Raw genomic sequence first — 25051 nt, 5'->3', positions numbered from 1 at the left:
ATGGGACGTGGCAGCCGTTCGGCAGCTCCACTGCACTGACAGGAGGCAGGCCGGTGCGACCTGACACCACTGACGAGGTACAAGACCGGATCAGCACCTTGGAGGCGTTCGCCGACACGATCGTTCCGGGGGAGAAGCGTACGCCCGAGGACCGCGCGGTCGCGGGTGCTTCGCCAGGACCCGGTGCGGTCGCCGCCGGTGCGCTCGCGCTGCTCGATACCCCGGCGACCGGCGTCACCGCTGGACTGCCTTTCCTCGCCCAGGCGCTCAACGAGCACGCGAGGGTCTACGCGGCCGAGTTCGGGTTCAGCCTTGACGAGACAGTGCCGCCGTTCGTCGCGCTGAGCTTCGAACACCGGACCGCGCTGGTGCTGCGTCTCACCGCGCCCGGGCATCCGGAGAAGGAAGGCTGGGTGGGGCTCGCACTGTTCTGCAACATGTCCTTCGACAGCGCGGCGCATCTGCACACCGCGGAGGCCATCGCCTCGGGGCATCCCGGACTGCTGGCGATGGGTTGGTCGGCACCCGACAGCGACGGGCTGTGGCGGTTCCCGCAGTACTCGTACCGCCGGGTACTGGCGAAGGTCCACCCGGACACAACCCCCTCAGGGAGTCCAGCATGACGAAGGTAGAGAGTACCGACGTCCTCATCGTCGGCAGCGGTTTCGGCGGCGCGATAACCGCCTACCACCTCGCGGCCGGTGGCGCGAAGGTCACCGTGCTCGAGCGGGGGCCATGGTTGGACAACGACGATTTCGAGCATGACTTCCTGCTCGGCTCGTCATACACCCGCGCGTTCGACTTCGTCATCGGCGACGGGATGAGCGTGCTCGGCGGCAACTGTGTCGGCGGTGGCAGTGTGGTCTATTTCGCGGCCATGCCCCGTGCGCCCAGGTTCGTCTTCGAAAGGCACGGCAGCTTCGGTAGGCGAATGTGGCCCGCGGAGATCAGCCGTGATTCGCTGGAGCCTTGGTACGATCGGGTTTCCGAGGCGCTGCCGGTATCCACTCAGGACTGGAATGAAGTCTCGTACGCGGGCGGGCTGTGGGCGGCGGCCTGTCACCATTCGGGTCGTACGGCCAATCCGGCTCCGGTCGCGGTGGACAACGACCGCTGCACCAACTGCAACTGGATGATGGCGGGCTGCCGGTTCGACGCGAAACGGTCCCTGCTCACGAACTACCTGCCCGCCGCGCTGGCACACGGTGCCGAGATCCGGCCATTGCACGAGGTGCAGCAGCTTGCCCGTACCGCCGATGGCGGATACCGCGTGCACTACAACGTCGTCGATGACGAGGACTACCGGGTACTCGGCGAAAGCGGAGTCATCGAGGCCAAGATCGTGGTACTCGCCGCCGGTGCGGGCGCCACACCGGTCATCCTTCAGCGTTCGGAGCCGACACTCGGCGCGATGCCGCATGCGGTCGGGCGGTACTTCTCCGGAAACGGCGAGCGATTGAACACGGTCGTGATCAACGAGGATCGGGTGCGTGACGTGCTCGGCCTGCTCCGCTCGGACGACGTGGTTTACGAGGCCAACCAGATCGGCAAGGGACCGACGGTGGCTTGCTGGGATCGGCTGGACGGCGCATTGCCGGAATACGAACGGTACTCACTGGAACAGCTCTACTTTCCGCCGGGACTCGGCACGATCCTCGCGCAGGTCCCAGGGGCGAGCGACCCCACGTGGTTCGGAGTGGACAAGAAGGAGATGCTCAAGCGCTGGAAGTCCTGGCTGACGATCTTCCTGATGACCGAGGACGACAACGAGGGCGTTTTCGGCAGCCCGCCACCGACGGGCAACGCACAGCGGATCTCCCAGCAGATGCTCGGTCGCGGTTCGCTGAGCTACGACCCGACTCCGAACACGCGTCACGGCTGGGCGCTCGCCGATGCCGAGTGCAAGGAGATTCTGGAACGCGACGGGCTGGCCACCGTCGCGCCGTGGACCAACGACGTGGTGGGGGCGTACACGGTGCATCCGCTGGCCTCCTGCCGGATCGGCGATGACGAGACCACCTCGGCACTGCATCCCACGCACGAACTTCGGGGGCATCCAGGGATCTTCGTCACCGATGGGTCCGCCGTGCCCGGCGCGTTGACGGTGAATCCCGCGATGACCATCGCCGCGCTCGCGGAACGCGCGGTCCCGGGAATCGTGCGGGCCGCGAGGCAGCGAGGTGTCGACGTGACGTACGGCGCACCCTCGCCGGACGGTTCCACCGCGGGCAGGCGCGGGGTCGCGGCCCTGCCGGTCCTTCGAGCAGGAGGCCAGTGATGACCGGCATCCCGGTCCGGCTCGCACTGCGCAGGGCGCTGAACGAGGTCCGCTACGTCAGCCCGGTGCGGCCCGCGGGTGCCACGGGCCTGGTCGCCGCCGTCTATGCGCAGGTCGAGCGTGACTTCGGCATGCTCGCGCCACCGATCGGTCTGCACTCGCCCGCTCCCGACGTGCTGGCGGCCGGCTGGATCATGCTGCGCGAATCCCTCGTCGCCTCCGGGGTGGTGAGCCGGAGGGCGAAGGAAACCGTGGCCACGGTCGTCGCCAAGGCCAACGAGTGTCCCTACTGTGTCGAGGTGCACGGCATGGCGCTCGGTGCGTTCGGTCTGCGCGACGAAGCGGCGGCGATCGGTCTGGGGCGCGTCGACCTGGTCACCGATCCGGGGACCCGTGCGGTGGCGGCATGGGCAGAGGGGGCGGAGCTGCCGGCTGAAATGTCCATTGAGGCTGTGCCCGAGCTCGTCGGGGTCGCGGTGACCTTCCACTACCTCAGTCGTATGTCGAACGTCTTTCTCGGCCGCTCGCCGATACCCGCCGGGGTGCCCGCCTCGGTCCGTGGCACGGCGCGTGCCTTGCTCGGCCGACTGCTGCGACCGAACGACGCCCCACCTGGAGCTTCACTGAGCCTGCTGCCTGAAACGGCTTCGTACCCGAGTCCGTCGTGGACGGTGGGCAACCAGGTGATGGCAGCCGCGTTCGCGCGCGCGGACGCGGCTGTCGACGCTGCAGGCGGACGCGTGGTTCCACCCCGTGTCCGCACGGTGGTACAGCGCGAACTGGAGGCGTGGGACGGGCAACCACGCGGTATGAGCCGGTCGTGGGTCGAGGCGATTCTGGCCGAGCTGCCGGAGCAGGAACGCCCGGTGGGCCGGCTCTGCCTGCTGACCGCGATGGCCTCGTCCCAGGTCGATGCCCTGGTCGTCGAGGAGTTCGCCGGGGGCCACCCGGGGGACCGGGAGTTGGTGGAGGCCGCCAGTTGGGCGAGCCTCGCCGCGGCCAAGGTCCTCGGAACTCGGCTATGTGTAAGCCATCCCGTCAGCTCGTCGGTCAGCGACCGTGAACGAGGAGTGGGAGACCCGCGATGACAGAAGTCTTGGAACCGAACCTCCGACTCGGGGGCGATCGCGCCGCGAAACCGTGGCGGTTGATCCTGATCAGTGGCTTCGCCGGGATCGTCATGGCGGTGCTGTGGTCACCCCGTTTCGTCGACAAGGTGATCGCCGGTGGCATCGCGGATCCGGTGTTCGGTGGAGACATCAGTGATGTGGCGATCACCGGCTCGGGAATGGCCGTGGCATTCGCGTTCGTGACGGGCGTAGCCGGCATGTTCACCGCCTGTAATGTCGCCGTGTTCTGCGCGCTGGCCCCGATGACCGCTCAGCCCCGGTCGGTACGAACTCAGTTGAGTATCCTGTTGCGGCCGATCGCGCTGCTGCTGGCCGGCGCGGTCGTCGTGGCGGGACTTTATGGCGCGACCGCGGTACTGCTCGGTCCGGGAGTACCGCAGCTGTCCGATGCGCGAATCGGGGACCCGGAAACAGGGGTGCGGGTCAGGTTGGTTCAGGCCGGAATCGTGTTCGGCGTGATAGGTGCCGTGATGCTGTGGCGTGGTCTTTCGTATGTGCGGGTCGTCCGGAATCCCCTCGGCGGTGTGTTCCACCGGTATCCCTGGACGGAAATGCTCTTTCTCGGAGGTCTGATCGGCGCATTCCTCGTCGGTCGGCCGTTCGGGCCCTTTCGTACGATGTTCGAGTACGCGGTCTCCACGGAGAACCCGTTACTCGGATTTGTGACATTCGCCCTGCAGTCTGCGGGAAACATCGTCGGCGTAGCGATCATTTTCGTCGTGCTCACCGTGGTGACCCGGGGCGGATTCCAACGCTGGCTGACGAGCAGGCCGGGACGGTCCGACCGATTTGCCGCAGGGGCGTTCATCCTCGTGGGGACCTTCTTCCTCGTCTACTGGACCTTGAAGATGGGCAGCAGGCTGGCTGAGCTGTGGTGGCCGACCATGCCCTACAACTCCTAGCGGAACGAGATCCGCACGACTGTCGTCTTCGTAGAACCGAGTGCGATCAGAGAAGACGTGGCAGGAAAACGAGATTATCGTCGGGGTCACCCGAACCTGGAAAACAGAAGCAGGAATGGCTGGTTGCCCGGCTATGACTCCCGCTGCGCGTACGGATGGCGCAGATGAAAAGGTCACGGCACTGCGAAGAGCTATTGGATGGCGGCGGCATGAGTGTTGATCGGATTTCCATTGTCGGTATCGGCCTGACGTACCCGGACGCCGGTTCCCCGGTTGAGTTGTGGGAAAATGTCCTGGCTGGTCGGCGCGCCTTCCGCAGGCTGCCGGACGAACGGATGAACCGTGACGACTACTGGTCAGCGGATCCCGGAGCCCCGGATCGGTTCTATGCGGAGAAGGCAGCGGTGCTCCGCGATTTCGAGTTCGATCGCATCAAGTACAAGGTCGCGGGCAGCACTTTTCGCTCCACGGATCTGACTCACTGGCTGGCACTCGACGTCGCCGCGCAGGCACTGGCCGATGCCGGCTTCCCCGAAGGAGCAGGATTACCCCACTCCACCACCGGTGTCGTCGTGGGCAACAGCCTCACCGGTGAGTTCTCCAGGGCGAACCTCATGCGCCTGCGCTGGCCGTATGTCCGGCGAACCGTCGCCGCAGCACTCGCGGAACGGGACTGGGGAGCCGAGGAGACCGGGAAGTTCCTCCGCGATCTCGAGGTGCAGTACAAGGCCCCGTTTCCCGAGATCGATGAGGACACCCTGGCAGGCGGGCTCGCCAACACGATCGCGGGCCGGATCTGCAACCATTTTGATCTGGCTGGCGGCGGATTCATCGTCGATGGCGCCTGCTCGTCCTCCTTGCTGTCGGTCGTCACCGCGGCCAACTCCCTTGTGCAGGGTGACCTCGACGTGGCCATCGCCGGTGGTGTCGACCTCTCGATCGACCCCTTCGAAGTGATCGGATTCGCCAAGACCGGTGCGCTGGCCACCGACGAGATGAAGGTCTACGACGCGGACTCGAACGGATTCTGGCCAGGTGAGGGCTCGGGCATGCTCGTGTTGATGCGCGAGCGGGACGCGCTGGCTCGCGGCGCACGCGTATACGCCTCGATCAGTGGCTGGGGCGTTTCCTCCGATGGTAAGGGAGGCATCACCCGCCCAGAGGCAGGCGGGCATCGGCTCGCTTTGCGCCGGGCGTACGGGCGCGCGGGTTACGGCGTCGAGACGGTGTCCTACTTCGAGGGACATGGCACGGGTACCGCGCTGGGCGACGCCACGGAGATCGAGGCACTGTCCACCGCTCGCCGTGCGGCGGATCCACTTGCCGCTCCAGCGGCGCTGGGCACGATCAAGGGAAACATCGGGCACACCAAGGCGGCGGCCGGAGTCGCCGGTCTGATCAAAGCGGCTCTCGCCGTGTATCACCAGGTGATCCCACCCGGGACGGGCCAGCGAGAAGCGCACCCTTCGCTGACCGGGGATGAGGCGAGACTTTACGTGCCGCGCGATGCGCAGCAGTGGCCCGAAGACAGGCCGATCCGAGCCGGCGTATCGGCGATGGGCTTCGGCGGAATCAACTCGCATATCGCGCTGTCCGCCGCGCCCGGTGCGCCGCGCAGGCAGGAACTCGACGACCGGACCCGTTCGCTGGTGGCAGGCCGTCAGGACGCCGAGCTTCTGCTGTTCGACGCGGACGACGTGACTCAGCTGCGGGAGCGGATCGCCGAGCTGCTCACGCTGGTCCCCAAGCTGTCGTACGCGGAGCTGGCAGATCTGGCGGGAACGCTGTCCCGTGAGCTGGCCGGCAGAGCGGTCAGGGCCGCGGTCGTCGCCGTGCACCCTGCGGACGCGGAGCGCAAACTCGCTCGGCTGCTCGAGTCGCTCGACGACGAACGGCTCGAGGTGTTCGCCCCGGCGGACGGCGTGTTCGCGAGTGCCCGTTCCGTGCCAGCCAAGATCGGCTTTCTGTTCCCGGGGCAGGGATCGGGTACCGGTGCGGTGGGCGCGCTCCGGCGCCGCTTCTCGGTTGCCGAGGAGATCTTCCGGACCGCGAACCTCCCTGTCGGCGGTGACCAAGTGGCGACCGAGGTGGCGCAGCCGCGAATCGTCACAGGGTCACTCGCGGCGCTGCGTGTGTTGCGCCACCTGGGAATCGAGGCGGACTCCGCGGCCGGACACAGCCTTGGCGAGCTGACCGCACTGCACTGGGCCGGTGGCATGGACGAGCAGCAGGTGCTGCGCCTGGCGGCGGTCCGCGGCGCGGTGATGGCGACCGCCAGTGACGGTGACGGCGCGATGGCCGGGATCTCGGCGGAGCCGAGCCGCACAGTAGACCTGGCCGACGGCGAGGACGTGGTCATCGCCGGCTACAACGGCCCAGGGCAGACGGTGATCTCCGGTCCCGCCTCGGCTGTGGAGCGAGTGTGCGCCCGTGCGCGCGCCGATGGTGTAGGGGCCACGAGAATCAACGTCTCGCACGCGTTTCACTCTCCCGCGGTCGAGGCGGCAGCTGAGGCGATGACCGAGCGCCTCTCCGAGTTCGACTTCGCCAGGCTGGATCGGCCGGTCGTGTCCACAGTGACCGGTGATGTGCTGCATGCCGGAGAGAACCTGCCCCAACTACTTCGCGACCAGGTCGTGCTTCCAGTGCGCTTCAGGGAAGCGGCCGTCGCGGTCGCGGAACGCAGCGACCTCGTGATCGAGGCCGGCCCAGGACGGGTCCTGGCGGGGCTGTTCCAGGCGAGCGCACCGGGAAGGCCGGTGCTGTCCGTCGACACCGACAGCCCCTCGCTGGTCCCGCTGCTGCGGGTAGTGGGTGCGGCGTTCGCGCTGGGCTCGCCCGTCGACATCTCCGCACTGTTCGCGGAACGTGTCGTCAGGGCACTGCCGCTCGATGGGAAGATGACCTTCCTCGCCAGTCCGTGTGAGTCGGCACCTGCGATCGGCGCTGGACTGTCCTACGGTGAAGGTGGTGCACAAGAAGGCCCGTCAGTCTCCGAAATGGACCGGGCGACGTCCGGCACCGAAAGTGTCCCGAGCGACACGCTGCAACTGCTTCGCACACTGGCCGCCGAACGAGTGGAGCTCCCGTTGGAGACCGTCTCGGCGGATACTCACCCGCTCGATGATCTGCATCTGAGTTCGATCACCGTCGGGCAGATCATCAACGACGTCACGAGAGCACTCGGGCGTCCGGCACTGGAGGCCATGCCCAACTTCGCCACGGTGCGCCTCGGTGAGCTGGCCGAACTGATCGACGAGCTGGCGGAGACAGCCGCGCCGGGGGACTCGGCGTCGTCAGGTGAGATCCCGGGAGTCGCTCCGTGGGTTCGGCCGTTCGCTGTGGAGTACGTCGAGGCGCCTCCCGCGGAGTCCGTATCCGCTGCCCCGACGACGGGAGGCGGGACGAGCGAATGGTCGGTTTTCGCGCCGCAGGGGCATCCGTTGGCCGAACCGCTGCGGGCCGGGCTCGCCGCGGCCGGGATCGGTGACGGTGTACTGCTCTGTCTTCCGCCGGACTGCGACGAAAGCCACATCGGACTGTTCCTCGAGGCGGGACGCGCCGCTGTGAGCGCCCCCGACGGTACGCGGTTCGCCGTGGTGCAGCACGGGTTCGGCGCCAGCGGGCTCGCCAAGACCCTGCGGCTGGAGAACCCCTCCGTCCGGACCACCATCGTCGACCTCGCCGACGTGACCCCCGCCGAGCCGGGCGTCGCCGACGCGGTCGCCACAGTCGTAGCCGAGGTCGCGGCTACGGAGGACTTCGCCGAGGTGCGTTACGACGCCGAAGGAACCCGCAAGGTTCCGGTGCTCACAGCGCTACCTCCCGCCGCAGCCACGCCGGAGCCGGTTCCGCTGGATGCGGCCGACGTGCTCCTGGTGACCGGCGGCGGAAAGGGAATCACGGCGGAGAGCGCCCTCGCGCTGGCGAAGGACTCCGGTGCGAAGCTGGCGTTGCTGGGCAGGAGCGATCCGGGCGAGGACGCCGAGCTGGCGGCGAATCTGTCCAGAATGGAGTCGCAGGGCGTTCGATATCGGTACGAACGTGCCGATGTCACCTCAGCTGCCCAGGTGCGTACCGCGATCGAACACGTGCAGGCCGAACTCGGAACGGTCACCGCCGTGCTGCACGGTGCGGGGCGCAACGAGCCCGCCGCCCTGGCCAACCTGACCGAGGAGGCGTTCCGGAAGACGGTCGAGCCGAAAGTCGGCGGTCTCCGGGCGGTGCTCGACGCCGTCGATCAGGATCGCCTCAAACTCCTGGTGACGTTCGGCAGCATCATCGGCCGCGCGGGACTGCGCGGTGAGGCCCATTACGCCACCGCCAACGACTGGATGACCGAGCTGACGGTGAGGTTCGGGCAACAGCATCCGGAAACGCGGGTGGTCGCACTGGAATGGTCGGTGTGGTCGGGCACCGGTATGGGCGAGAAGCTTGGCGTGGTCAGTGCCCTGATGCGGGACGGGATCACCCCGATTCCGATGGAGAGTGGAATTTCGACGCTGCGTCACGTACTCGGCGACCCCGACGCGCCCACGACCCTGGTCGTCTGCGGGCGGACGGCGGGCCTGCCGACTCTGGCGCTCGCGCCCCGGGAGCTCCCGCTGACCCGGTTCGTGGACAGGGCGGTCGTGCACTACCCGGGGATCGAACTCGTCACGGAGGCGGACCTGTCCGCTGGCAGTGACCCGTACCTGTCCGACCACCTGCTCGACGGGGATCTGCTGTTCCCCGCTGTGCTGGGGATGGAGGCGATGACTCAGGTCTCGTCGGCCGTTTCCGGTCATCAGGAAACCCCGGTGCTCGAGAATGTCGAGTTCCTGCGACCGGTCATCGTGTCACCGGGAGGTTCGACCACGATCCGGCTGGCAGCGCTCGTCCACGATGCGCGGACGGTGGATGTCGTTCTCCGTAGCGCGGAGACTGGATTCAGTGCCGACCATTTCCGGGCGCGGCTGCGGTTCCCGCGCCCAGACCTCTCCGGTGACAGTCCCGGTGGTGCACCCGAGCTTCCGCTGGTGCCGGTGGACCCAGTCACCGAGCTGTACGGTGGCGTTCTGTTCCAGGGCAAGCGTTTTCAGCGGGTGATCGGCTATCGGCGGGCCACTGCCCGGCACGCAACGGCGGAGATCGCCACCGAGGGATCGGCACCTTGGTTCGCGCCGTTCTTGCCACAGGACCGATCGCTCGCCGATCCAGGTACTCGCGACGCGATGATGCACGCGATCCAATGTTGCGTACCCGACGCGACGTTGCTGCCGCAGTCGGTGGACCGGCTCTATCTCGCGAGACCGGACGAGGTCGATCCGGGCTCCGTCGACTACGTGGTGCTCGACGCCCGCGAGCGGTCTCAGGACGGCGACTCCTATGTCTACGACCTGGATGTGCGTGACCCCGCGGGCGCACTGGTCGAGCGTTGGGAGGGACTACGCCTGCGTGCGGTCCGTAAACGTGGCGGTGCGGGTCCCTGGGTCCCGGCGATGCTCGGGTCGTATCTGGAGCGTTCGTGTGAACAGGTCCTCGGCGGGACCCGGGCTGTCGTGGTCGAACCGGACCCGGTGAACGTGCGGGTTTCCACCGTCGCGCAGCGCAGGGCGCAGACCCGGCTCGCCATCGGTCGTGTGGTGGAGCCGGAACGACCGTTGTGGCACCGCCCTGACGGCAAGCCGGAGATCGACGGCGCGGCGGTATCCGCGGCACACGGCGCACAGCTGACGTTCGCGGTGGTTGGCGCGGGAACACTGACCTGTGACGTGGAGACGGCAGCGCACCGCACCCAGGAGGACTGGTCCGGGTTGCTCGGCAAGGACCTTCTCGCGGTGGGTGACCTGCTCACCGTTGAGGCCGGTGAATCCCCGACGGTGGCCTACACGCGGGTCTGGACCGCGCTCGAGTGTGTGCGCAAGGCCGGTGGACTCACGCAGGTACTGACCGTCGAACGAGTGGATGCCGATGGCTGGACGGTGTTGTCGAGCGGCCGAGCGCGAATCGCCACCTGGGTGACGACGATCACCGGTCGCCCCGAGCCCGTGGTCTTCGCCGTACTCCACGAGCAGGACACCGAACAGCGACCGCGGTATTCGAGCCGGCTCGCGAGTCCGAAGGAGGGTTGACATGTCGGACTACTTCGAGATCCGCCACACGGTCGGGTTCGAGGAGACCAACTTGGTCGGCAATGTCTACTACGTGAACTACCTGCGCTGGCAGGGGCGCTGCCGGGAGATGTTTCTCAAGGAGGAGGCGCCAGCCGTACTGACGCAGTTACGTGCGGACCTGAAACTCTTCACACTGAAGGTGGAGTGCGAGTTCTTCGCCGAGATCACCGCCTTCGACGAGGTGTCCATCAGGATGCGACTCGAGGAGCTCACCCAGACCCAGGTCCAGTTCACGTTCGACTACGTGCACCTCACCGAGGCTGGCGAACGGCTGGTCGCCAGGGGCAGGCAACGAATCGCCTGTATGCGTGGGCCGAACACGGAAACGGTGCCCGCGCGGGTACCTGAGCAACTGCGGGCGGCACTGGCTCCCTATACCGAACGTACACAGCCAGCTCGTGCGAACGGCGGCTCGGTGCCGGCTCCGGCCAGGGGGGAATGACGTGGCCGGCATCGGTGATTCCCCCGATAGCCCCGTCCGCGGACTTCCACAGTTGACGCGGCGAAACGCGGGCATGTCCCAGCAGGCGGGCCTGCGCGAGGTGATGGCGCGATTCGCCACCGGCATCACCGTGCTCACCGCTGGTGGGGAACACGGACACGGCATGACCGCGAACGCGTTCAGTTCGGTGTCCCTGGATCCGCCGATGGTGCTGTGCTGCGTCTCGCGGACGGCGCGGATGCACGCGGCGATCGTCACGGCCCAGTCGTTCGCGGTCTCGATTCTCGCGGCCGATCAACGGGAACTGGCCGGGTACTTCGCCGACTGGCGACGGCCCAGCGGGATGGCGCAGTTCGAGTCGGTGGCCTGGACACCTGCTCCACGCACCGGCGCTCCGCTGCTGGAGGGTTCACTCGCCTGGCTCGAGTGCGAGCTGTCCGAGGCCTATGAGGCCGGCGATCACTCGATTTTCCTCGGTGTGGTGCTCGCATCGAGCCGGGCGTCCACACAGGAAGCACTGGTGTTCTTCGATGGTGGCTACTACGAGTTCGACAAGTTCACCCGTGCGACGGCGTGAGCGAGGCCGAGGAAGCGCACCAGTACGAGCGGAAAGGGCCTGAACATGACAATTCAGCACGAGCCTGCTCCTGATGAGGTGAGGCCGGCGAGCCCATGTGACGCGACGAGAACGGGTGGAAACCCGACGCCCGCGGCGAACTGGCAGGCCGATCTCGACCCGCCTGTCTCGACGCTGCCCAGGTTGGGTGCCGGCATCCGCTGGAGTGACGTTCTCGCCGAGATCAGGGCCGATGACGAGACGAGGCCGGCCACCGAAAACGGCAGGGCGGCATGACGGCTCCCGGAGAGCCCGGGGTACGGGACACGGACGAGCCGGACCTGCCGGCCACACCTCATGGGGATCGCCGTCGCGCCACGCGGCCAAGGGCGAGAGGTTCCGGAGACGGTCAGGTGATCGCGCTCGCGCGCGGTGGCGAACCGGTGCCGCCCGCGCCCATCCCTGCCACCCCGACGATGCGACAGTCGCGGGAGGACCGGGAGCGGCTGCACGACAAGATAGTCGGCGGTCAGGACGAGGGGGTGCGGCGGCAGCACAAGCTGCGCAAGCGCACCGCGCGGGAACGCCTGGAGCTACTGCTCGACGAGGGCTCTTTCACTGAGGTCGAGCTGTACCGCAGGCACAGGTCGAGTGGACCCGGGCTCGCCGACAACCGGCCGCACACCGACGGCGTCATTACCGGGTCAGGCACGATCGACGGCCGCAGGGTGTTCGTGTACGCCCAGGACTTCACCATCTTCGGTGGTTCCCTTGGCGAGGCGCACGCTGCGAAGATCCACAAGGTGATGGACCTGGCGGTCACGACCGGGTCGCCGTTGATCGGGCTCAACGACAGCGGGGGCGCACGAATCCAGGAAGGCGTGCTGGCACTGCACGGCTACGGCGGCATCTTTCGTAGACAGGTCGCGGCCTCCGGCGTGATTCCGCAGATCAGTGTGGTGCTGGGCCCATGTGCCGGGGGAGCCGCGTACTCCCCGGCGCTGGCCGACTTCACGTTCATGGTCCGCGACACCGCCAAGATGTACCTGACCGGCCCGGACGTGGTGGAGGCGGTGAGCGGGCATCGGGTCAGTCACGACGAGCTCGGTGGAGCCGAAGTGCACGGCTCGCATTCGGGACTGGCCACTTCGGTGCAAGATGACGAGGAGAGTTGCCTGGCCGAGGTGCGCTACCTCGTGTCCCTGCTACCGGCCAACTACCTCGATCTCCCGCCACGCACCGCGGGAGTGGACGCGCGTGATGACCGCAGGCACCGGCTCGCCGACATCGTGCCCGCGGAGGCGAACAAGCCGTACGACATGCGGGAGGTCCTCGCGGAGATCGTTGACGATGGCGATTTCTTCGAGTTGCACGAAGGATGGGCGGGCAACGTGATCTGCGCGCTCGCCCGTATCGACGGGAACGTGGTAGGGGTTGTCGGAAATCAGCCACTGGTACTGGCCGGCGTACTGGACGGCCCCGCCTCGCAGAAGGCAGCCCGATTCGTGCGATTCTGCGATGCCTTCGGTATTCCGCTGGTGACACTGGTTGATGTGCCGGGATTCCTGCCCGGTGTCGAGCAGGAACGAACCGGGATCATCCGGCAGGGCGCACAGCTCCTGCATGCCTACTGCGAAGCGACCGTGCCGCGTATTCAGGTCATCGTGCGCAAGGCCTACGGCGGCGCTTATATCGTCATGGACTCCCGGTCCATCGGATCCGACCTCTCGCTGGCCTGGCCCACCAACGAGATCGCGGTGATGGGTGCGGAGGGAGCTGTGAACGTCCTGTACCGCAAGGACCTCGCCGCGACAGCTGATCCCGTGCGTCTGCGAGGCAGTCTGGTCGCGCAGTACACCGAAGAGTTCATGCACGCGCAGTACGCCGCCGAGCGTGGTCTCGTCGACGATGTCATCGATCCTGTGGACACCCGATCCGCACTCGCCCGAGGCCTGGCCATGTTGCGGGGCAAAAGGACGGAGCCGCCACGGCGTAAGCATGGGAACCAGCCCATCTGAACCTCGCGGTGAGGGGGCATACCGTGGAACAAGAGACGTACGAACCCGTGTTCCGGGTCGAGCGAGGTCGCCCGGACGATGTCGAGCTGGCCGCGCTCGTGGCGGTGCTCGCGACGCTGACCGCCGCGGACACGCCCGCACGTGCGGCAGGCCGGCAGGGTGCCGAGGTGACTTCGCTGTGGTGCGACCCGGCGGGTGTGCCGGAGACTCGCAGATCGCCGAGCGCGGGCCCGGCTGCCTGGCGGGCCTCCGGCCTGCCGCGGTAGATCGCGCCGGCTGGCGTCAGACAGCCACGGCTGCCATCGCGGGTGCGCGGTTGCGCACAGCGATCAGAACCGGGGGGTCGAAGGGTCGCAGGACGCGCAGCCGCAGGTCGACCAGCCTGGTGGTGGTTCCGGCCGGAAAACTCAATGGCCCCTCGTGACCGATGAAGCCCGGATCGTCCCAGTCCGTCCCGGTACCGGTGGGAGTGGAGCACAGCGCGATCAGGTGCCATCTGCCCTCGGGCACGGCGCTCAGCACGTATGGTCCCGGAGTGTCCAGCACCGTGTACCGCACCGGCTTGCCCTCGGGGAGCCGGCTGGGAAAGAGCCCGACGAACACGGGCCCGGGCTGGTCGGTCGGCGAAGGGTGAACGTGACCTCGCAGGATGGTGGACGGTGCTCCGGCGCCGGAAGCACCGCCGCTGCCTGTGGGTACCAGTCCGCGAAACTGGCGGTAGGCGATCGGTGAGACACCCACTCTGTCACTGAATCGGGTGCTGAATGTGCCGACGCTGTTGTACCCGACTCGGTAACTGATGTCCGCGACACTGAATTTCGTCGACAATAACAATCGTTTTGCTTCGGCCAGCCGCATCGCTGACAGGAATCTTCCCGGCGAAACGCCTGTTGCTTGCCTGAATACGCGAGAGAAGTGAAATTTACTAAACATAGCCGAACGCGCCATGTCGTCGATGGTCAGCTGTTCCCCCAGCTTCTCCGTCATTGTTTCGATGGCTCGCTCAACGGCTCTCCGGACGATCTCCTCCATGGGAAACCCTTCACTCGATGCTCCGTCGATAAAGTTCTCCACTGCTCAGCAGAGTAATGTCCGCAATGCTCATGGCTGAAGTGTTTCGTTCACCATCTCACGTGCGTACCTGTGTGCCGTGGTGCGCGATCATCATGGCTTACGTGTGGGTTCTGCATGCTCTTTCCGGGTGACGTGCGGCCGTGGGCGTGGCGTCGGCCGGGATTTCCGGAGCCTTCCGGCAGGTCCGGCTGGAGTATGCGAAAAACATGTTGTGGTTGTGTGGAGGACACTGGTTGCGGGGACGAATGTGACGGATTATCTGCCTGTCCGAACATTCACTACCGCTACAGGGAGAGCTCATGATCACGGCTTCGTCCGACAGCGTCAAATCATTCTTCGCTCAGATCGCTCCCGGTCTCGAGGTGCCGGAATCTGGCGCTGAGTTGATGATCGACAGATTTGACCAGAATACGCCATCCCAGGCGCCGATGACGACGACTTTCTGTTCGGTCGCGCCGCGCTCGGGAGCCGCCTGACAATCAACGGCGATGCGGCCTGCCGCACTGAGCGGGCAGGTGGCATCGCGCTGGTACCCGGCCGTCGATCGTGTCTTGTACGCGGTCGACGGCCTGCTTGCCGTATGCCGTCTCCATACCGCGTAACCGGTTGAACTCGTACAGTGATAAACAGTGCGGGAAGCTTCGGGCGCGCGGAAGGCAGCCGGAATGATCAAGGTCCTGGTGGCCGAGGACATGCACGTCGTCCGTGATGCGCTGGTCGCCCTGCTCGGACTCGAATCCGACATCGAAGTGGTCGCGGAGGTCGCCGGTGGTGACGAGATACTCGACGCGGCTCGTTCTGCCGAGCCCGACGTCGCGGTGATCGATCTCGACCTGCCGAATCTGGACGGAGTCTCCGCGGCCGCCACCCTGCACGAGTTCCTGCCGCGGTGCCGGACGCTGATTCTCACCAGCCTCGGCACTCCGGACTCGATGCGCAGGGCGATGGCGGCGCAGGTCGACGGATTCCTGCTGAAGGACGCACCCGCGCACAGACTGGCCACCGCTGTCCGGGCCGTCGCGTACTGGATCCGGACCTCGTGATCGCGGCGAGCAGTGCCGAGTACTGTCCGTTGACCGGCAGGGAGATCGAAGTTCTGCGCTTCGCGTCAACCGGGGTCGATCCCGAGCAGATCGCCACAGAACTGCAGTTGGCCGCCGGTACGGTGCGCAACTACCTGAGTGCGATCGTCGGCAAGATCGGGGCCCGCAATCGGGTGGACGCGATCCGGATCGCCGCCGAGTCGGGATGGCTCGGCCTGCGCTCTGACGGTGATACCGGCGCATCCGGTTCGGTCGTCCCGAGCTAGGCCGGCACGACCGCTCGCAGCCGGAAGTGGCCGTCCGGCTCCGGTTCGGCGCTGAGTTCCCCGCCCAATGCGGCCACCCGTTCGGACAGATTGCGGATGCCGCTGCCACCGCCGGACCGGGGCGTCGACGACCCGGGATCACCGGAAGGATCGTGCACACCGTCGTTGACGATCTCCAGGGAAACCGTGCCCGCCTCGTGTCGTACCGCGATCTCGCACTGTTCGACCTTGCTGTGCCGCAGGACGTTGGTGACGCCCTCGCGCAGGACGACGGCGAGCACGGTGCCCACACGCACAGGCAGGTCGCGGGTTTGTACCGTCACCCGCACCTGCACGTCCGCGGCGATGAGGGCGGTCTCCGCCGACCGCGACTCCTGATCCAGAGACAGCTCCTGATAACCACCGGCTACGGAACGCACGTCCGTCAGTGCGTGCCGCGACAGCGCCAGAATCTCCGCGACCTCGGCCGCCGCTCGCCGCGGGTCCGCGAGCAGCAGCCGATCGGCGAGTTCGGTCTTCAGTGCGATCGCCGAGAGGCTCAGACCGAGGAGGTCGTGCAGATCCCTGGCGAATCGAAGGCGTTCCTCGGCCACGGCGACCTCGGCCAGCCGCTGCCTGCTGGCGTCCAGTTCGTTGGCGACCCGGGTCAACCAGCTCAGGCCGAACACGAGGAGCCCCGTGTTCACCGTGGCGAGTACGTTGAACGGAATGTCCTCCGGGGCCGTGGTGAAGCCGCCACGTACCGCGGCGACGCTGATCACCACCAGAGCGAACACCGTCCATCCGGCCGCCGGACGTAGCACCAGCAGCGCGCTACCCGCGAGCATTCCAGGCAGGCTCACCCAGTTGCCGCCCAGTTCGATCAGCGGCAGGTAGACGAGGCCGGCCTGCACGAGCAGCAGCGCATACCCCCGGCGTGACCGTAGTTCGGCGGTGGGCCTGCTGAAATAGGACAACTGCAGTGCCAGCAGCGCCCCGAGACAGGCGATACTCAGCGCGATGTGCCACATGGTCTCGGTCAGATAGAGCAAATGGATCACAGCGGCGAGACAGAACCCGGACAGCACCGTGACGAGCAGCGTGTGGGCCAGCCCGCCGGTGAGTTCGGTCGACCGCTCGGACGAACCGCGGTGATGTCGCTTTCCGCGCCGATCCGGTCGTTCGGCCGTTAACGGGATGTCGGCCGACAGCCGGAATCCCCCGCCCGCTTCCTTCCTGGCGAGCAGAGTGCCGCCCAGTTCGGTGACCTGGGCGGAGAGGTCCTCGATTTCGGCCGTCGTGTCTCTGCCGTCCATATCGTCCGGTCCAGGTCCGGGCATGACTCCGTCGTTGGCGACGTCGATCGTGACCATCTTTTCTGCCTGCCGCAGCACGATGTCGCACCGCTGGACTCCGCTGTGCCGCAGTACGTTCGTCACGCCTTCGTGCAGGACGGCGGCCAGCACGGTGCGGACGCGTACCGGCAGATCCACGGGATCGGCGTCGAGCCGGACGTCGACGTCCGACGCGGTGAGCACCGACAGCGCCGCCCTGCATTCCTGTTCCAGCGATCGTTCCTGGTAGCCGCGGGCCACCGACCGCACATCGGCCAGCGCACGGCGGGAGATCTCGGTGATCTCCGCCAGCTCCAGCTTGGCCAGGCAGGGATCCTTCGTCACCAGCCGGTTGGTCAGTTCGCCCTTGAACGCGATCGACGACAGGCTCAGTCCGAGTAGATCGTGCAGGTTCCGGGCGAACGTCAGTCGCTCCTCGGCCACCGCACCCTTGGCCAGCTCGGTGCGCGCGGTATGCAGTTCCACCACCGAACGGGCCAACCCGGTCAGGAGGAACACCGAAATACCGGACAGGGCAGCGCCGATGGCGGTGTAACAGATGTCGAGCGGCGCACCGTTCAACGCCGCCTGAACGCCTGCCATGCTCGCGACGATGGCGGCGAACACGCTCCACGCGTGCGGGCGGGGCAGGACCAGCAGCACGCTGCCCGCGAGGAATCCGGGCATGTTGATCCACGCCTGGCCGAACGGCAGCAACGGCAGGTAACCGAGGAGAGCCTGAGCGCCCAGCATCGCGTAGCTGAATGGCGACTGGAGGCGGCTCGATGGCCGGCTGAAGTACAGCAGCTGGATCGTCAGAAGGCTTCCGGTGCCCAGCAGGCCCAGGATGAGCCGCCAGAACGTTGGCTCGGACTCCAGCACATGCAGCAAGCCGATCACGCAGTAGCTGAAGAACACGACCGCGACGATCGCGCCGGCCAGGTACCACGCGCGTCGCGGCCGCTGATCCACCGCGGCTGTCCCTCTCGGTTCTGCGGTCACGGACACGATGGCTCCCCACAGTCAGAGCTCTCCGGGCCGAGGCCGCTCCCCAGACTGTCACAGTTCAGGCCTCGCCCCAGATGGAGACCGAACCGTGCGAACCCCAGCGTCACTCGAGAACTGAGGGGAGTGTAAACGTCCGCATCACCGATCGACAGTGCGCGACCGGAACGTCGCACGAATGCACGAGTTGATCGATCAGGGCCAGCGGACCACGCGCTCGAGAAGAAGACAGCCAGGCGAGCCTCGGCAGACACTCGGATGGCCGTCGAGGACGTCAACGGGAGGACAACCGTCATGACTGGTCTGCACAACGTGATCGCCGATCTCATCAGCGAGGGCGAGGAGGTCGACCGGCTCGTCGCCGATCTCGATCCGACAGGATGGAAGCTGCCGACTCCGGCACCGGATTGGCCGATCTCCCACCAGATCGGTCACCTTGCCTTCATCTTCCGGCTTGCGGGCTTGGCGGCATCGGATCCCGCGGGGTTCGGCGAGCTGACCTCGCGAATCAGCAACGGGTTCAACGCCGCGGTCAACGCCGCGCTCGCGGATTACGTCGACGATCCGCCGGAGACCCTGCTCGCCCGGTGGCGAGCCGAGCGAGACGCCGGGATCAAGGCACTCGCCGCGGTTCCCGAGGACCAGATGGTGCCCTGGCTTGTCAACCCGTTGCCACCCGCCGTGCTGGCCAGTGCCGGGATGATGGAGCTGTTCGGGCACGGTCAGGACATCGCCGACGCACTCGGCGTCGAGCGCAGGCATACCGACCGGATCAGGCACCTGGCCGGGTTCGTCGTGCGGACCTGGGAGTTCGGCTATCAGGCACGCGGGCTCACCCCGCCCGGCGACGAGTTTCGCTTCGAGGTGACGACCCCCTCGGGAGCGATGTTGACGTTCGGGCCCGCCGAAGCCGGTAACCGGATCAGCGGGCCCGCTGTCGACCTCTGTCTGCTCGCTACGCGCCGACGGCATCGTGACGACCTCCGGCTGACGGCGACGGGAGCCGCGGCGGACGAGTGGCTGGACATCGCCCAGGCCTACCGGGGGCCCGCGGGGCCCGGACGTGAGCCCGGACAGTTCGCGCAGTCGCGATGAACCTCGCTCGCACGATGGAAGATGCCGCGGACGGGACGACTGCTCATTCTGGTCGGTATGACAACACAGTCCCTCAGCTTCGGTTCGCGTCCGACGGTCGATACCCCGCCACCGCACCAAGCGAGCAAGTCAGCCCGGACGTGGTGGCTGGGCATCGCAGCCTGCCTCGTGCTGGCGGCGTTGCTGCGGCTGTGGGGTGCGGCGGCGAACAGCGGGCTCGGCAACACCTACTACGCGGCGACCGCGTTGAGCATGTCGCAGGACTGGACCACCTTCCTGACCGGTGGTCTGGACACGGGCCACTTCATCTCCATGGACAAACCCGCGGTCTGGTTGTGGCCATCGGCGCTGCTCATCAAGATGTTCGGCCTGAACTGGGCGACGTTGTTCCTGCCCAACGTCCTTGCCGGGGTCGCATCGGTGCTGGTCCTCGCGCTCGCCGTGCGGGAGGGCGCCGGGGACCGGCCCGCGGGCAGGGCCGTCGCGGTGCTGGCCGGACTGGGGCTGGCGGTCAGCCCGATGAACGTCGCGGTCGACCGGGACAACCACCCGGACACGCTGATGCTGCTCGCCCTGCTGCTCGCCGCCTGGATGACGATCCGGTCGATCCGGCGGGGCAAGCTGCTGCCTCTGCTGGGTGCGGCGGCGCTGGTCGGACTGGCGTTTGACGCCAAGTACCTCCAGGCGTACGTCGTGCTACCGGCTCTGGCACTGGCGTTCCTGGTCAGCGGTGCGGGCCCGGTGCTGCGGCGACTCGCGTGGCTCGGTGGAGCCGCTGTGTCCGTGCTGGCCGCATCCGCCGTCTGGCCGTTGCTCGCCGCACTGGTTCCGGCGCAGCAGCGGCCGTGGACTGCCGCCAGCACGGATGGCACCGTGCTCGACCGGCTGACGAACGTGGTCGGATCCCACCTGGCGCCGCCCTCGGGCGGGCAGGGGGGAGTCGGAGACCAGGTGCTGGGCGCGTTCCGCACCGGCGAGGTCTTCCACAGCGGCAGCGCGGGACCGGGGCGGCTCTTCGGCGGCGTGCTCGCCGATCAGATCTCCTGGTGGCTGCCGCTGGCCGTGCTGGGCGCGGTGACGATGGCGATCGGGCTCCGTGGCAGACCAAGGACCGATCCGGCGGTCGCGGCTTTCGCGCTCTGGTCCGGCTGGGCGCTGTGCTGCTGGGTGGTGTTCAGCTTCATGGGTGGTGTCCTGCATCCGTATTACACGGGGATGCTGGTGCCCGCGCTGGCGGTGCTGTCCGCGGGTGGCCTGGTCACCGCGTGGAGCATGTGGCGACGCGCGGAGATGCTCGGCACGGCGTTGCTCTCGGCGCAGGTGCTGGTCGTCGCGGGGTGGTCGGTATGGGTGTTGCTGAACACCTCCGCGCGGAAACCGGACTGGCTGGTTCCCGTGGTGGCAGTGGCCGCCGGATGCGCATTGGCCGGCGCGGTGTTCGCCGCGGGCAGGCGATTGGCATCGGTCACCTGGGTTGGTGTGCTGGCAGCCGTTGCCGCACTGGCGGCCCCGGCCAGCTGGTCGGTCGCGACGACGAACCAGCAACTGCTCGGCCTCAATCCACTGGCCAACCAGGAAGGTCGTTACGACCTCGCGGTGCTGCCCCCGCCGCTGTCGGCCGCGTTCATGGCGGCGACCCAGCAGCAGGCCGATCCGGCACGTGTGGAATACCTGCGGCGGAACAGGGGAGACGAGAGGTGGATCGTGGCCACCTGGACGGCGATGGAGGCGGCACCGCTCATTCTTGCCTCCGGGGGCATGCCGGTCATGGCGATGGGTGGTTTCGACGGTACCGATCCCACCCCGACGCCACAGCGGTTGCGGGAGTTCATCGGCGCGGGTGAGCTTCGTTTCGTGCTCGCCCCGCCGCCGGGCGCCAGTTTCGCCGACTTCGTCAATGGTCCCTCGGTCGACGCCATCCGGTGGGCGCTACAGGAATGCACACCCGTCGCGGGCGGCATCGCCGGTGCGGCCAGGCAGCCGGGCAGTTCGCCGCCGCAGGGGCCGCCGCAGGGGCCACCGCAGCCGATTCTGCTGGACTGCCAGGGTGCCGTGAGAGGCGCGGGCTGAGCCGGCGGGCCGCGGTGGGTGAACCGTGAGGAACTCATGTCGAGAATGTGCGAAAGGACCTATCCGCGCTCGAGTCCGGTCGCGATACTGACGTCTCGTCCTGTCACATCAGGAACTCAGCGCTGTCCGGCTTGAGGAGGAAGTCCCGGTGAACGTCGCGGCCCGGAAGACGAAGTCAGGCAAGGCGGTGTCCGCGCAGGTGCGCGACGGCGCGAACAGTATTCGGGTGGTGGGCGCTCAGGAGAACAACCTGCACGATGTGTCGTTGAGTATTCCGAAGAACCGCATCACCGCCTTCGTGGGAGTCTCCGGCTCAGGCAAGTCGTCGATCGTCTTCGACACGATCGCCGTCGAGGCGCAGCGACAGCTCAACGCCACCTTTCCCACCTCCATCCGCAACCAGCTGCCGAGATACGAGCGACCCCACGTGGAGACCGTGGAGAACCTGACGACGCCGGTCGTGGTGGACCAGCGGCCGCTCGGCGGCAACGCCCGGTCCACAGTGGGGACCGTGACCGACATCTACTCCATGATTCGGGGAATGTTCGCCAAGAAGGCCGGCTCACTGCCGTCGCTGTACTCGTTCAACGACCCGAAAGGAATGTGCCAGGAGTGCGAGGGACTGGGCAGGGCGCTGCGTGCCGACCCCGACCTCATGCTGGACAAGACAAAATCTCTTGACGAAGGGGCGATCCTGGTCCCGGGCTACCCGGTGGGCAGCCCCGGCTGGCAGTTCTACACGAACTACGAGGGGCTCAATCCGGCGAAGAAGCTGAGCAAATACACCGTGCGGGAGATGCACACCCTCCTGCACGGCAGCGAAGGCCACTCGGAGGTGACCTTCAAGAACGGCCGCGTACAGCGGGTGAAGTACGAGGGTCTGGTCGCCAACTTCACCCGCAGGCACCTGAAACGCGATGTCGGCACGCTCAGCGAGAAGACCAGGGCGACGGCACAACGATTCATCTCCGAGGGCACCTGTCCCGAATGTGACGGTGACCGGCTGAATCAGGAGGCGTTGAGCACCAAGATCGGCGGCAAGAACGCGGCGGACTGGTGCGGACTGCAGATCAGCGACCTCATCGAGTTCGTCTCGACGATCAACGATGATGAACTGCGGGCCGTGCTGGGTTCGATCCGTACCGCGCTGGAGCGGATCGAGGCGATCGGCCTCGGATACCTCAGTCTGGACCGGACCACCTCGACACTGTCCGGTGGTGAAGGACAGCGCTTGAAGCTGGTGAACCATCTCGGCAGCGACCTGACCGGACTGACCTACATCTTCGATGAACCGAGCGTCGGGTTGCATCCTCGGGATGTCGGGCGGCTCAACGAGTTGCTGTGCGCTTTACGCGACAACGGAAACACGGTACTGGTCGTGGAACACGATCCGGATGTCATCGCGATCGCCGATCACGTGGTGGAGGTCGGTCCGCGCGCCGGTGTGCACGGCGGTGAGATCGTTTTCGAAGGTTCTTTCGAGCTGCTCCGCGACGACGACACGGTCACCGGCCGCGCCCTGCGGCGCACCAGTTCACTGAAGCGGGAATACCGGGTCCCGACAGGACAACTTCCAATCCGGAAAGTGTCACTGCACAACTTGAAGAACGTATCGGTGGAGATTCCCACGGGAGTGCTGACGGCGGTCACCGGCGTCGCGGGTGCCGGCAAGAGCTCGCTGATCACCGGCGCGTTCCGCGAAAGCCATCCCGAGGCAGTCCTCGTCGACCAGTCGCCGATAGCGACATCCTCGCGGTCCACGCCCGCGACCTATCTGGGATTGCTGGACCCCGTTCGGAAACTGTTCGCCAAGGCCAACGGGGTCGACGCCGCGCTGTTCAGCTTCAACTCCAAGGGTGCGTGCGAGGAGTGTCAGGGACGTGGCGTGCTCATCACCGAGATCGCCTATATGGACCCCATCACGACGCACTGCGAGCGGTGTGACGGCCGTCGCTTCAACGAGGCGGTACTCGCCCATCATCTGCGTGGCAAGACCGTGGCGGACGTACTCGCGATGACCGCCGACGAAGCCGCGGAATTCTTCACCGAGGCGAGCGTACGCACCAGGCTGGCGGCCCTGATAGAAACGGGACTCGGGTATCTCGGCCTCGGGCAGTCGCTGAGCACCCTCTCCGGCGGGGAAAGGCAGCGAATCAAGCTCGCCGATCGCCTTTCCGGTACCGGCGACATCTACATCCTCGACGAGCCCACGACCGGTCTGCACCTTTCCGATCTGGACATGCTGCTGAAGCTGATTGACGGAATGGTCGATCGGGGCAACACCGTCGTGGTCATCGAACACAACCTCGCCCTCATCGAGCATGCGGACTGGGTCATCGATCTCGGTCCCGGGGGCGGCAAGAACGGTGGCGAGATCGTCTTCACCGGAACGCCGGAGAAGTTGTGCGCCGCGGAGGACTCTCTGACAGGTGAGTACCTGCGGCGTTACCAGTCGGCCTGAGTGCGCGTCTGACGACGGCGGATCGCGGCGTACTGGCGATCCGTGTTCGCAGACGAAATCTGCCAGTCCAGTCGTCTATCCGCCCTGGAGGCACACCATGAGCAACACATTCGTCGTCCGATACGAGATGCGCCCGGAAACCGCCGATGAGAACCAGCGGTTGGTGGAGCAGGTGTTCACCGAACTGTCCGACAAGCAGCCGGAAGGACTGCGCTACGCCTCGTTTCGATTGGCCGACGGGGTCACCTTCGTCCATATCGGGATCTCTGAGGAAGATGCCGCACCACTGGGCGAGCTCGGGGCGTTCGCCGAGTTTCAGCGGCAGTTCGGTGAGCGCGCGGCAGGCAAGCCGGAGGCGAGCGGCGCGACTGTGATCGGGAGTTTCGGCTTCCTGCCGGAATGAGTGAGTGGATCCCGCGGTTGCGGGATCCCGGCGGAGATCGGCCCTGGGTGTCGGCGCACACCCAGGGCCGTCCTGTCAGCGCGGTAGTTTGCGCGCGAAACTCCGCAGGTCTTCCACCAACAGGTCCGGCACCTCCATGGCGGGAAAGTGGCCGCCGCGGTCGAACTCGCTCCACTGCACGATGTTGGGAAACCCGGGCTCGGCGAATCGGCGGATCGGCAGGGCGGCATCACCGGGGAACACCGCGACCCCGAGCGGCACCGAAAGGGGCGGTGGCGGACTCGGCGGTGTCGGAGCGGTCGGCATCACGTCGGCATTGTCGAAATAGAAGTCGGCTGAGGTTCCTGCTGTGGCGGTGAGCCAGTAGATCATGACGTTGGTGAGTAGTTGGTCGCGGTTGATGGCGTCTTCGGGGGCTTTGTCGGAGTCGGTCCATTCCTTGAATTTTTCGATGATCCAGGCGAGTTGGCCGACGGGGGAGTCGGTGAGGCCGTAGGACAGTGTCCGCGGCCGGGTCGACTGAAGCTTCATGTAGCCAGGCTGGTCCTCGTCGAACTGTCTGATCCTGGCGAGCCGGGAGCGATCCTGTGCGCTGAGGTTGTCGAGTTCACCGTCGGCTCCAGACGGGCGGGTGATCAGAAAGTTCACGTGTGCGCCGATGACCCCGGCATCCTGCCCGCAGACTTCGAGCGAGATCAGTGCGCCGAGGTCGCCGCCTTGGACGGCGTAGTGGTGGTAGTTGAGGCGGTGCATGAGGGTGGTCCAGGTTTGGGCGACTCGGGGGATGGTCCATCCGGTGTCGGGGGTGGGGCCGGAGAAGCCGAATCCGGGGATGGTGGG

General features: G+C 66.8%; 18 protein-coding genes and 1 pseudogene. 16 read left to right on the top strand and 3 right to left on the bottom strand.

The window, feature by feature from the left end; all coding sequences use genetic code 11:
- Positions 1-53 precede the first annotated feature (53 nt).
- The 10 genes from D0C15_RS24470 (at position 54) to D0C15_RS24425 (ending at position 13747) form a co-directional block, all read left to right on the top strand.
- Positions 54-623, top strand: coding sequence for a DUF5987 family protein (locus D0C15_RS24470; RefSeq protein WP_116049806.1), 570 nt, complete (start codon positions 54-56; stop codon positions 621-623).
- Positions 620-2278, top strand: coding sequence for an FAD-dependent oxidoreductase (locus D0C15_RS24465; protein WP_116049804.1), 1659 nt, complete (start codon positions 620-622; stop codon positions 2276-2278). Before D0C15_RS24470 ends, D0C15_RS24465 begins: the two co-directional genes overlap by 4 nt.
- Complete coding sequence (locus tag D0C15_RS24460) at positions 2278-3366, top strand: carboxymuconolactone decarboxylase family protein (RefSeq protein ID WP_116049801.1); 1089 nt, start codon at positions 2278-2280, stop codon at positions 3364-3366. Before D0C15_RS24465 ends, D0C15_RS24460 begins: the two co-directional genes overlap by 1 nt.
- The gene (locus tag D0C15_RS24455; protein ID WP_116049798.1) at positions 3363-4310 is read left to right on the top strand and encodes a hypothetical protein; all 948 of its coding nucleotides are present in this window, start codon (positions 3363-3365) and stop codon (positions 4308-4310) included. The genes D0C15_RS24460 and D0C15_RS24455 overlap by 4 nt, the downstream gene beginning before the upstream one ends.
- A gap of 209 nt (positions 4311-4519) precedes the next feature.
- Positions 4520-10423, top strand: coding sequence for a type I polyketide synthase (locus D0C15_RS24450; protein ID WP_116049796.1), 5904 nt, complete (start codon positions 4520-4522; stop codon positions 10421-10423).
- A 1-nt stretch (position 10424) separates the two neighbouring features.
- On the top strand, positions 10425-10907 hold the full coding sequence (locus tag D0C15_RS24445; RefSeq protein WP_116049793.1) for an acyl-CoA thioesterase: 483 nt from the start codon (positions 10425-10427) through the stop codon (positions 10905-10907).
- Between the two features lie 73 nt (positions 10908-10980).
- Positions 10981-11484 (top strand): flavin reductase family protein, encoded by a 504-nt coding sequence (locus D0C15_RS24440; protein ID WP_116049867.1) that lies wholly within the window; start codon positions 10981-10983, stop codon positions 11482-11484.
- A 45-nt stretch (positions 11485-11529) separates the two neighbouring features.
- Entirely contained in the window at positions 11530-11760 is a 231-nt protein-coding gene (locus D0C15_RS24435; protein ID WP_162830242.1) for a DUF6222 family protein, read from the top strand.
- Positions 11757-13481, top strand: coding sequence for an acyl-CoA carboxylase subunit beta (locus D0C15_RS24430; RefSeq protein ID WP_116049788.1), 1725 nt, complete (start codon positions 11757-11759; stop codon positions 13479-13481). The genes D0C15_RS24435 and D0C15_RS24430 overlap by 4 nt, the downstream gene beginning before the upstream one ends.
- A 23-nt stretch (positions 13482-13504) precedes the next feature.
- Complete coding sequence (locus D0C15_RS24425; protein ID WP_116049785.1) at positions 13505-13747, top strand: acyl-CoA carboxylase subunit epsilon; 243 nt, start codon at positions 13505-13507, stop codon at positions 13745-13747.
- 16 nt (positions 13748-13763) lie between these two features.
- On the opposite strand, the gene D0C15_RS24420 is transcribed toward D0C15_RS24425, so the two are convergent.
- Complete coding sequence (locus tag D0C15_RS24420; protein ID WP_116049861.1) at positions 13764-14468, bottom strand: helix-turn-helix domain-containing protein; 705 nt, start codon at positions 14466-14468, stop codon at positions 13764-13766.
- Between the two features lie 386 nt (positions 14469-14854).
- Here D0C15_RS24420 and D0C15_RS34280 point away from each other — a divergent pair, with 386 nt between their 5' ends.
- Together D0C15_RS34280 and D0C15_RS24415 are read left to right on the top strand one after the other, a co-directional pair.
- Positions 14855-15031, top strand: a complete 177-nt coding sequence (locus D0C15_RS34280; protein WP_162830241.1) for a hypothetical protein — start codon at positions 14855-14857, stop codon at positions 15029-15031.
- Between the two features lie 189 nt (positions 15032-15220).
- Positions 15221-15864, top strand: a pseudogene (locus D0C15_RS24415) (response regulator transcription factor).
- Here the strand turns inward: D0C15_RS24415 and D0C15_RS24410 are convergent.
- Positions 15861-18185: a sensor histidine kinase gene (locus D0C15_RS24410; RefSeq protein WP_245976187.1), complete on the bottom strand. Its 2325-nt coding sequence runs from the start codon at positions 18183-18185 to the stop codon at positions 15861-15863. The pseudogene D0C15_RS24415 and the gene D0C15_RS24410 overlap by 4 nt on opposite strands.
- A gap of 291 nt (positions 18186-18476) precedes the next feature.
- Between D0C15_RS24410 and D0C15_RS24405 the strand changes: the two genes are divergently transcribed.
- From D0C15_RS24405 to D0C15_RS24390, 4 genes are all read left to right on the top strand, one after another.
- On the top strand, positions 18477-19277 hold the full coding sequence (locus tag D0C15_RS24405; protein ID WP_116049859.1) for a TIGR03084 family metal-binding protein: 801 nt from the start codon (positions 18477-18479) through the stop codon (positions 19275-19277).
- 57 nt (positions 19278-19334) lie between these two features.
- A complete protein-coding gene (locus D0C15_RS24400; protein WP_162830240.1) occupies positions 19335-21347 on the top strand; it encodes a glycosyltransferase family 39 protein in 2013 nt (670 codons plus the stop codon).
- A gap of 148 nt (positions 21348-21495) precedes the next feature.
- On the top strand, positions 21496-23808 hold the full coding sequence (locus D0C15_RS24395) for an ATP-binding cassette domain-containing protein (RefSeq protein ID WP_425455419.1): 2313 nt from the start codon (positions 21496-21498) through the stop codon (positions 23806-23808).
- Positions 23809-23905: 97 nt separating this feature from the next.
- Positions 23906-24211, top strand: coding sequence for a hypothetical protein (locus tag D0C15_RS24390; protein ID WP_116049777.1), 306 nt, complete (start codon positions 23906-23908; stop codon positions 24209-24211).
- 75 nt (positions 24212-24286) lie between these two features.
- Here the strand turns inward: D0C15_RS24390 and D0C15_RS24385 are convergent.
- On the bottom strand, positions 24287-25051 hold a 765-nt coding region (locus tag D0C15_RS24385; RefSeq protein WP_116049774.1), incomplete at its 5' end, for an alpha/beta fold hydrolase.

It is taken from the genome of Amycolatopsis palatopharyngis (assembly GCF_003385185.1).
GTDB classification, from domain to species: Bacteria; Actinomycetota; Actinomycetes; order Mycobacteriales; family Pseudonocardiaceae; genus Amycolatopsis; species Amycolatopsis palatopharyngis.
The sequence above is the reverse complement of the archived record's forward strand: the minus strand, read 5'-3'. Positions and strand labels throughout refer to the sequence as shown.

What these genes read in the sequence shown, in the direction of transcription:
- D0C15_RS24445 (WP_116049793.1), top strand. Translation starts at nt 10,425, where the DNA reads ATGTCGGACTACTTCGAGATCCGCCACACGGTCGGGTTCGAGGAGACC.
- D0C15_RS24390 (WP_116049777.1), top strand. Translation starts at nt 23,906, where the DNA reads ATGAGCAACACATTCGTCGTCCGATACGAGATGCGCCCGGAAACCGCC.
- D0C15_RS24440 (WP_116049867.1), top strand. Translation starts at nt 10,981, where the DNA reads ATGTCCCAGCAGGCGGGCCTGCGCGAGGTGATGGCGCGATTCGCCACC.
- D0C15_RS24465 (WP_116049804.1), top strand. Translation starts at nt 620, where the DNA reads ATGACGAAGGTAGAGAGTACCGACGTCCTCATCGTCGGCAGCGGTTTC.
- D0C15_RS24455 (WP_116049798.1), top strand. Translation starts at nt 3,363, where the DNA reads ATGACAGAAGTCTTGGAACCGAACCTCCGACTCGGGGGCGATCGCGCC.
- D0C15_RS24400 (WP_162830240.1), top strand. Translation starts at nt 19,335, where the DNA reads ATGACAACACAGTCCCTCAGCTTCGGTTCGCGTCCGACGGTCGATACC.
- D0C15_RS24405 (WP_116049859.1), top strand. Translation starts at nt 18,477, where the DNA reads ATGACTGGTCTGCACAACGTGATCGCCGATCTCATCAGCGAGGGCGAG.
- D0C15_RS24420 (WP_116049861.1), bottom strand. Translation starts at nt 14,468, where the DNA reads ATGACGGAGAAGCTGGGGGAACAGCTGACCATCGACGACATGGCGCGT.
- D0C15_RS24430 (WP_116049788.1), top strand. Translation starts at nt 11,757, where the DNA reads ATGACGGCTCCCGGAGAGCCCGGGGTACGGGACACGGACGAGCCGGAC.
- D0C15_RS24460 (WP_116049801.1), top strand. Translation starts at nt 2,278, where the DNA reads ATGACCGGCATCCCGGTCCGGCTCGCACTGCGCAGGGCGCTGAACGAG.
- D0C15_RS24435 (WP_162830242.1), top strand. Translation starts at nt 11,530, where the DNA reads ATGACAATTCAGCACGAGCCTGCTCCTGATGAGGTGAGGCCGGCGAGC.
- D0C15_RS24450 (WP_116049796.1), top strand. Translation starts at nt 4,520, where the DNA reads ATGAGTGTTGATCGGATTTCCATTGTCGGTATCGGCCTGACGTACCCG.
- D0C15_RS34280 (WP_162830241.1), top strand. Translation starts at nt 14,855, where the DNA reads ATGATCACGGCTTCGTCCGACAGCGTCAAATCATTCTTCGCTCAGATC.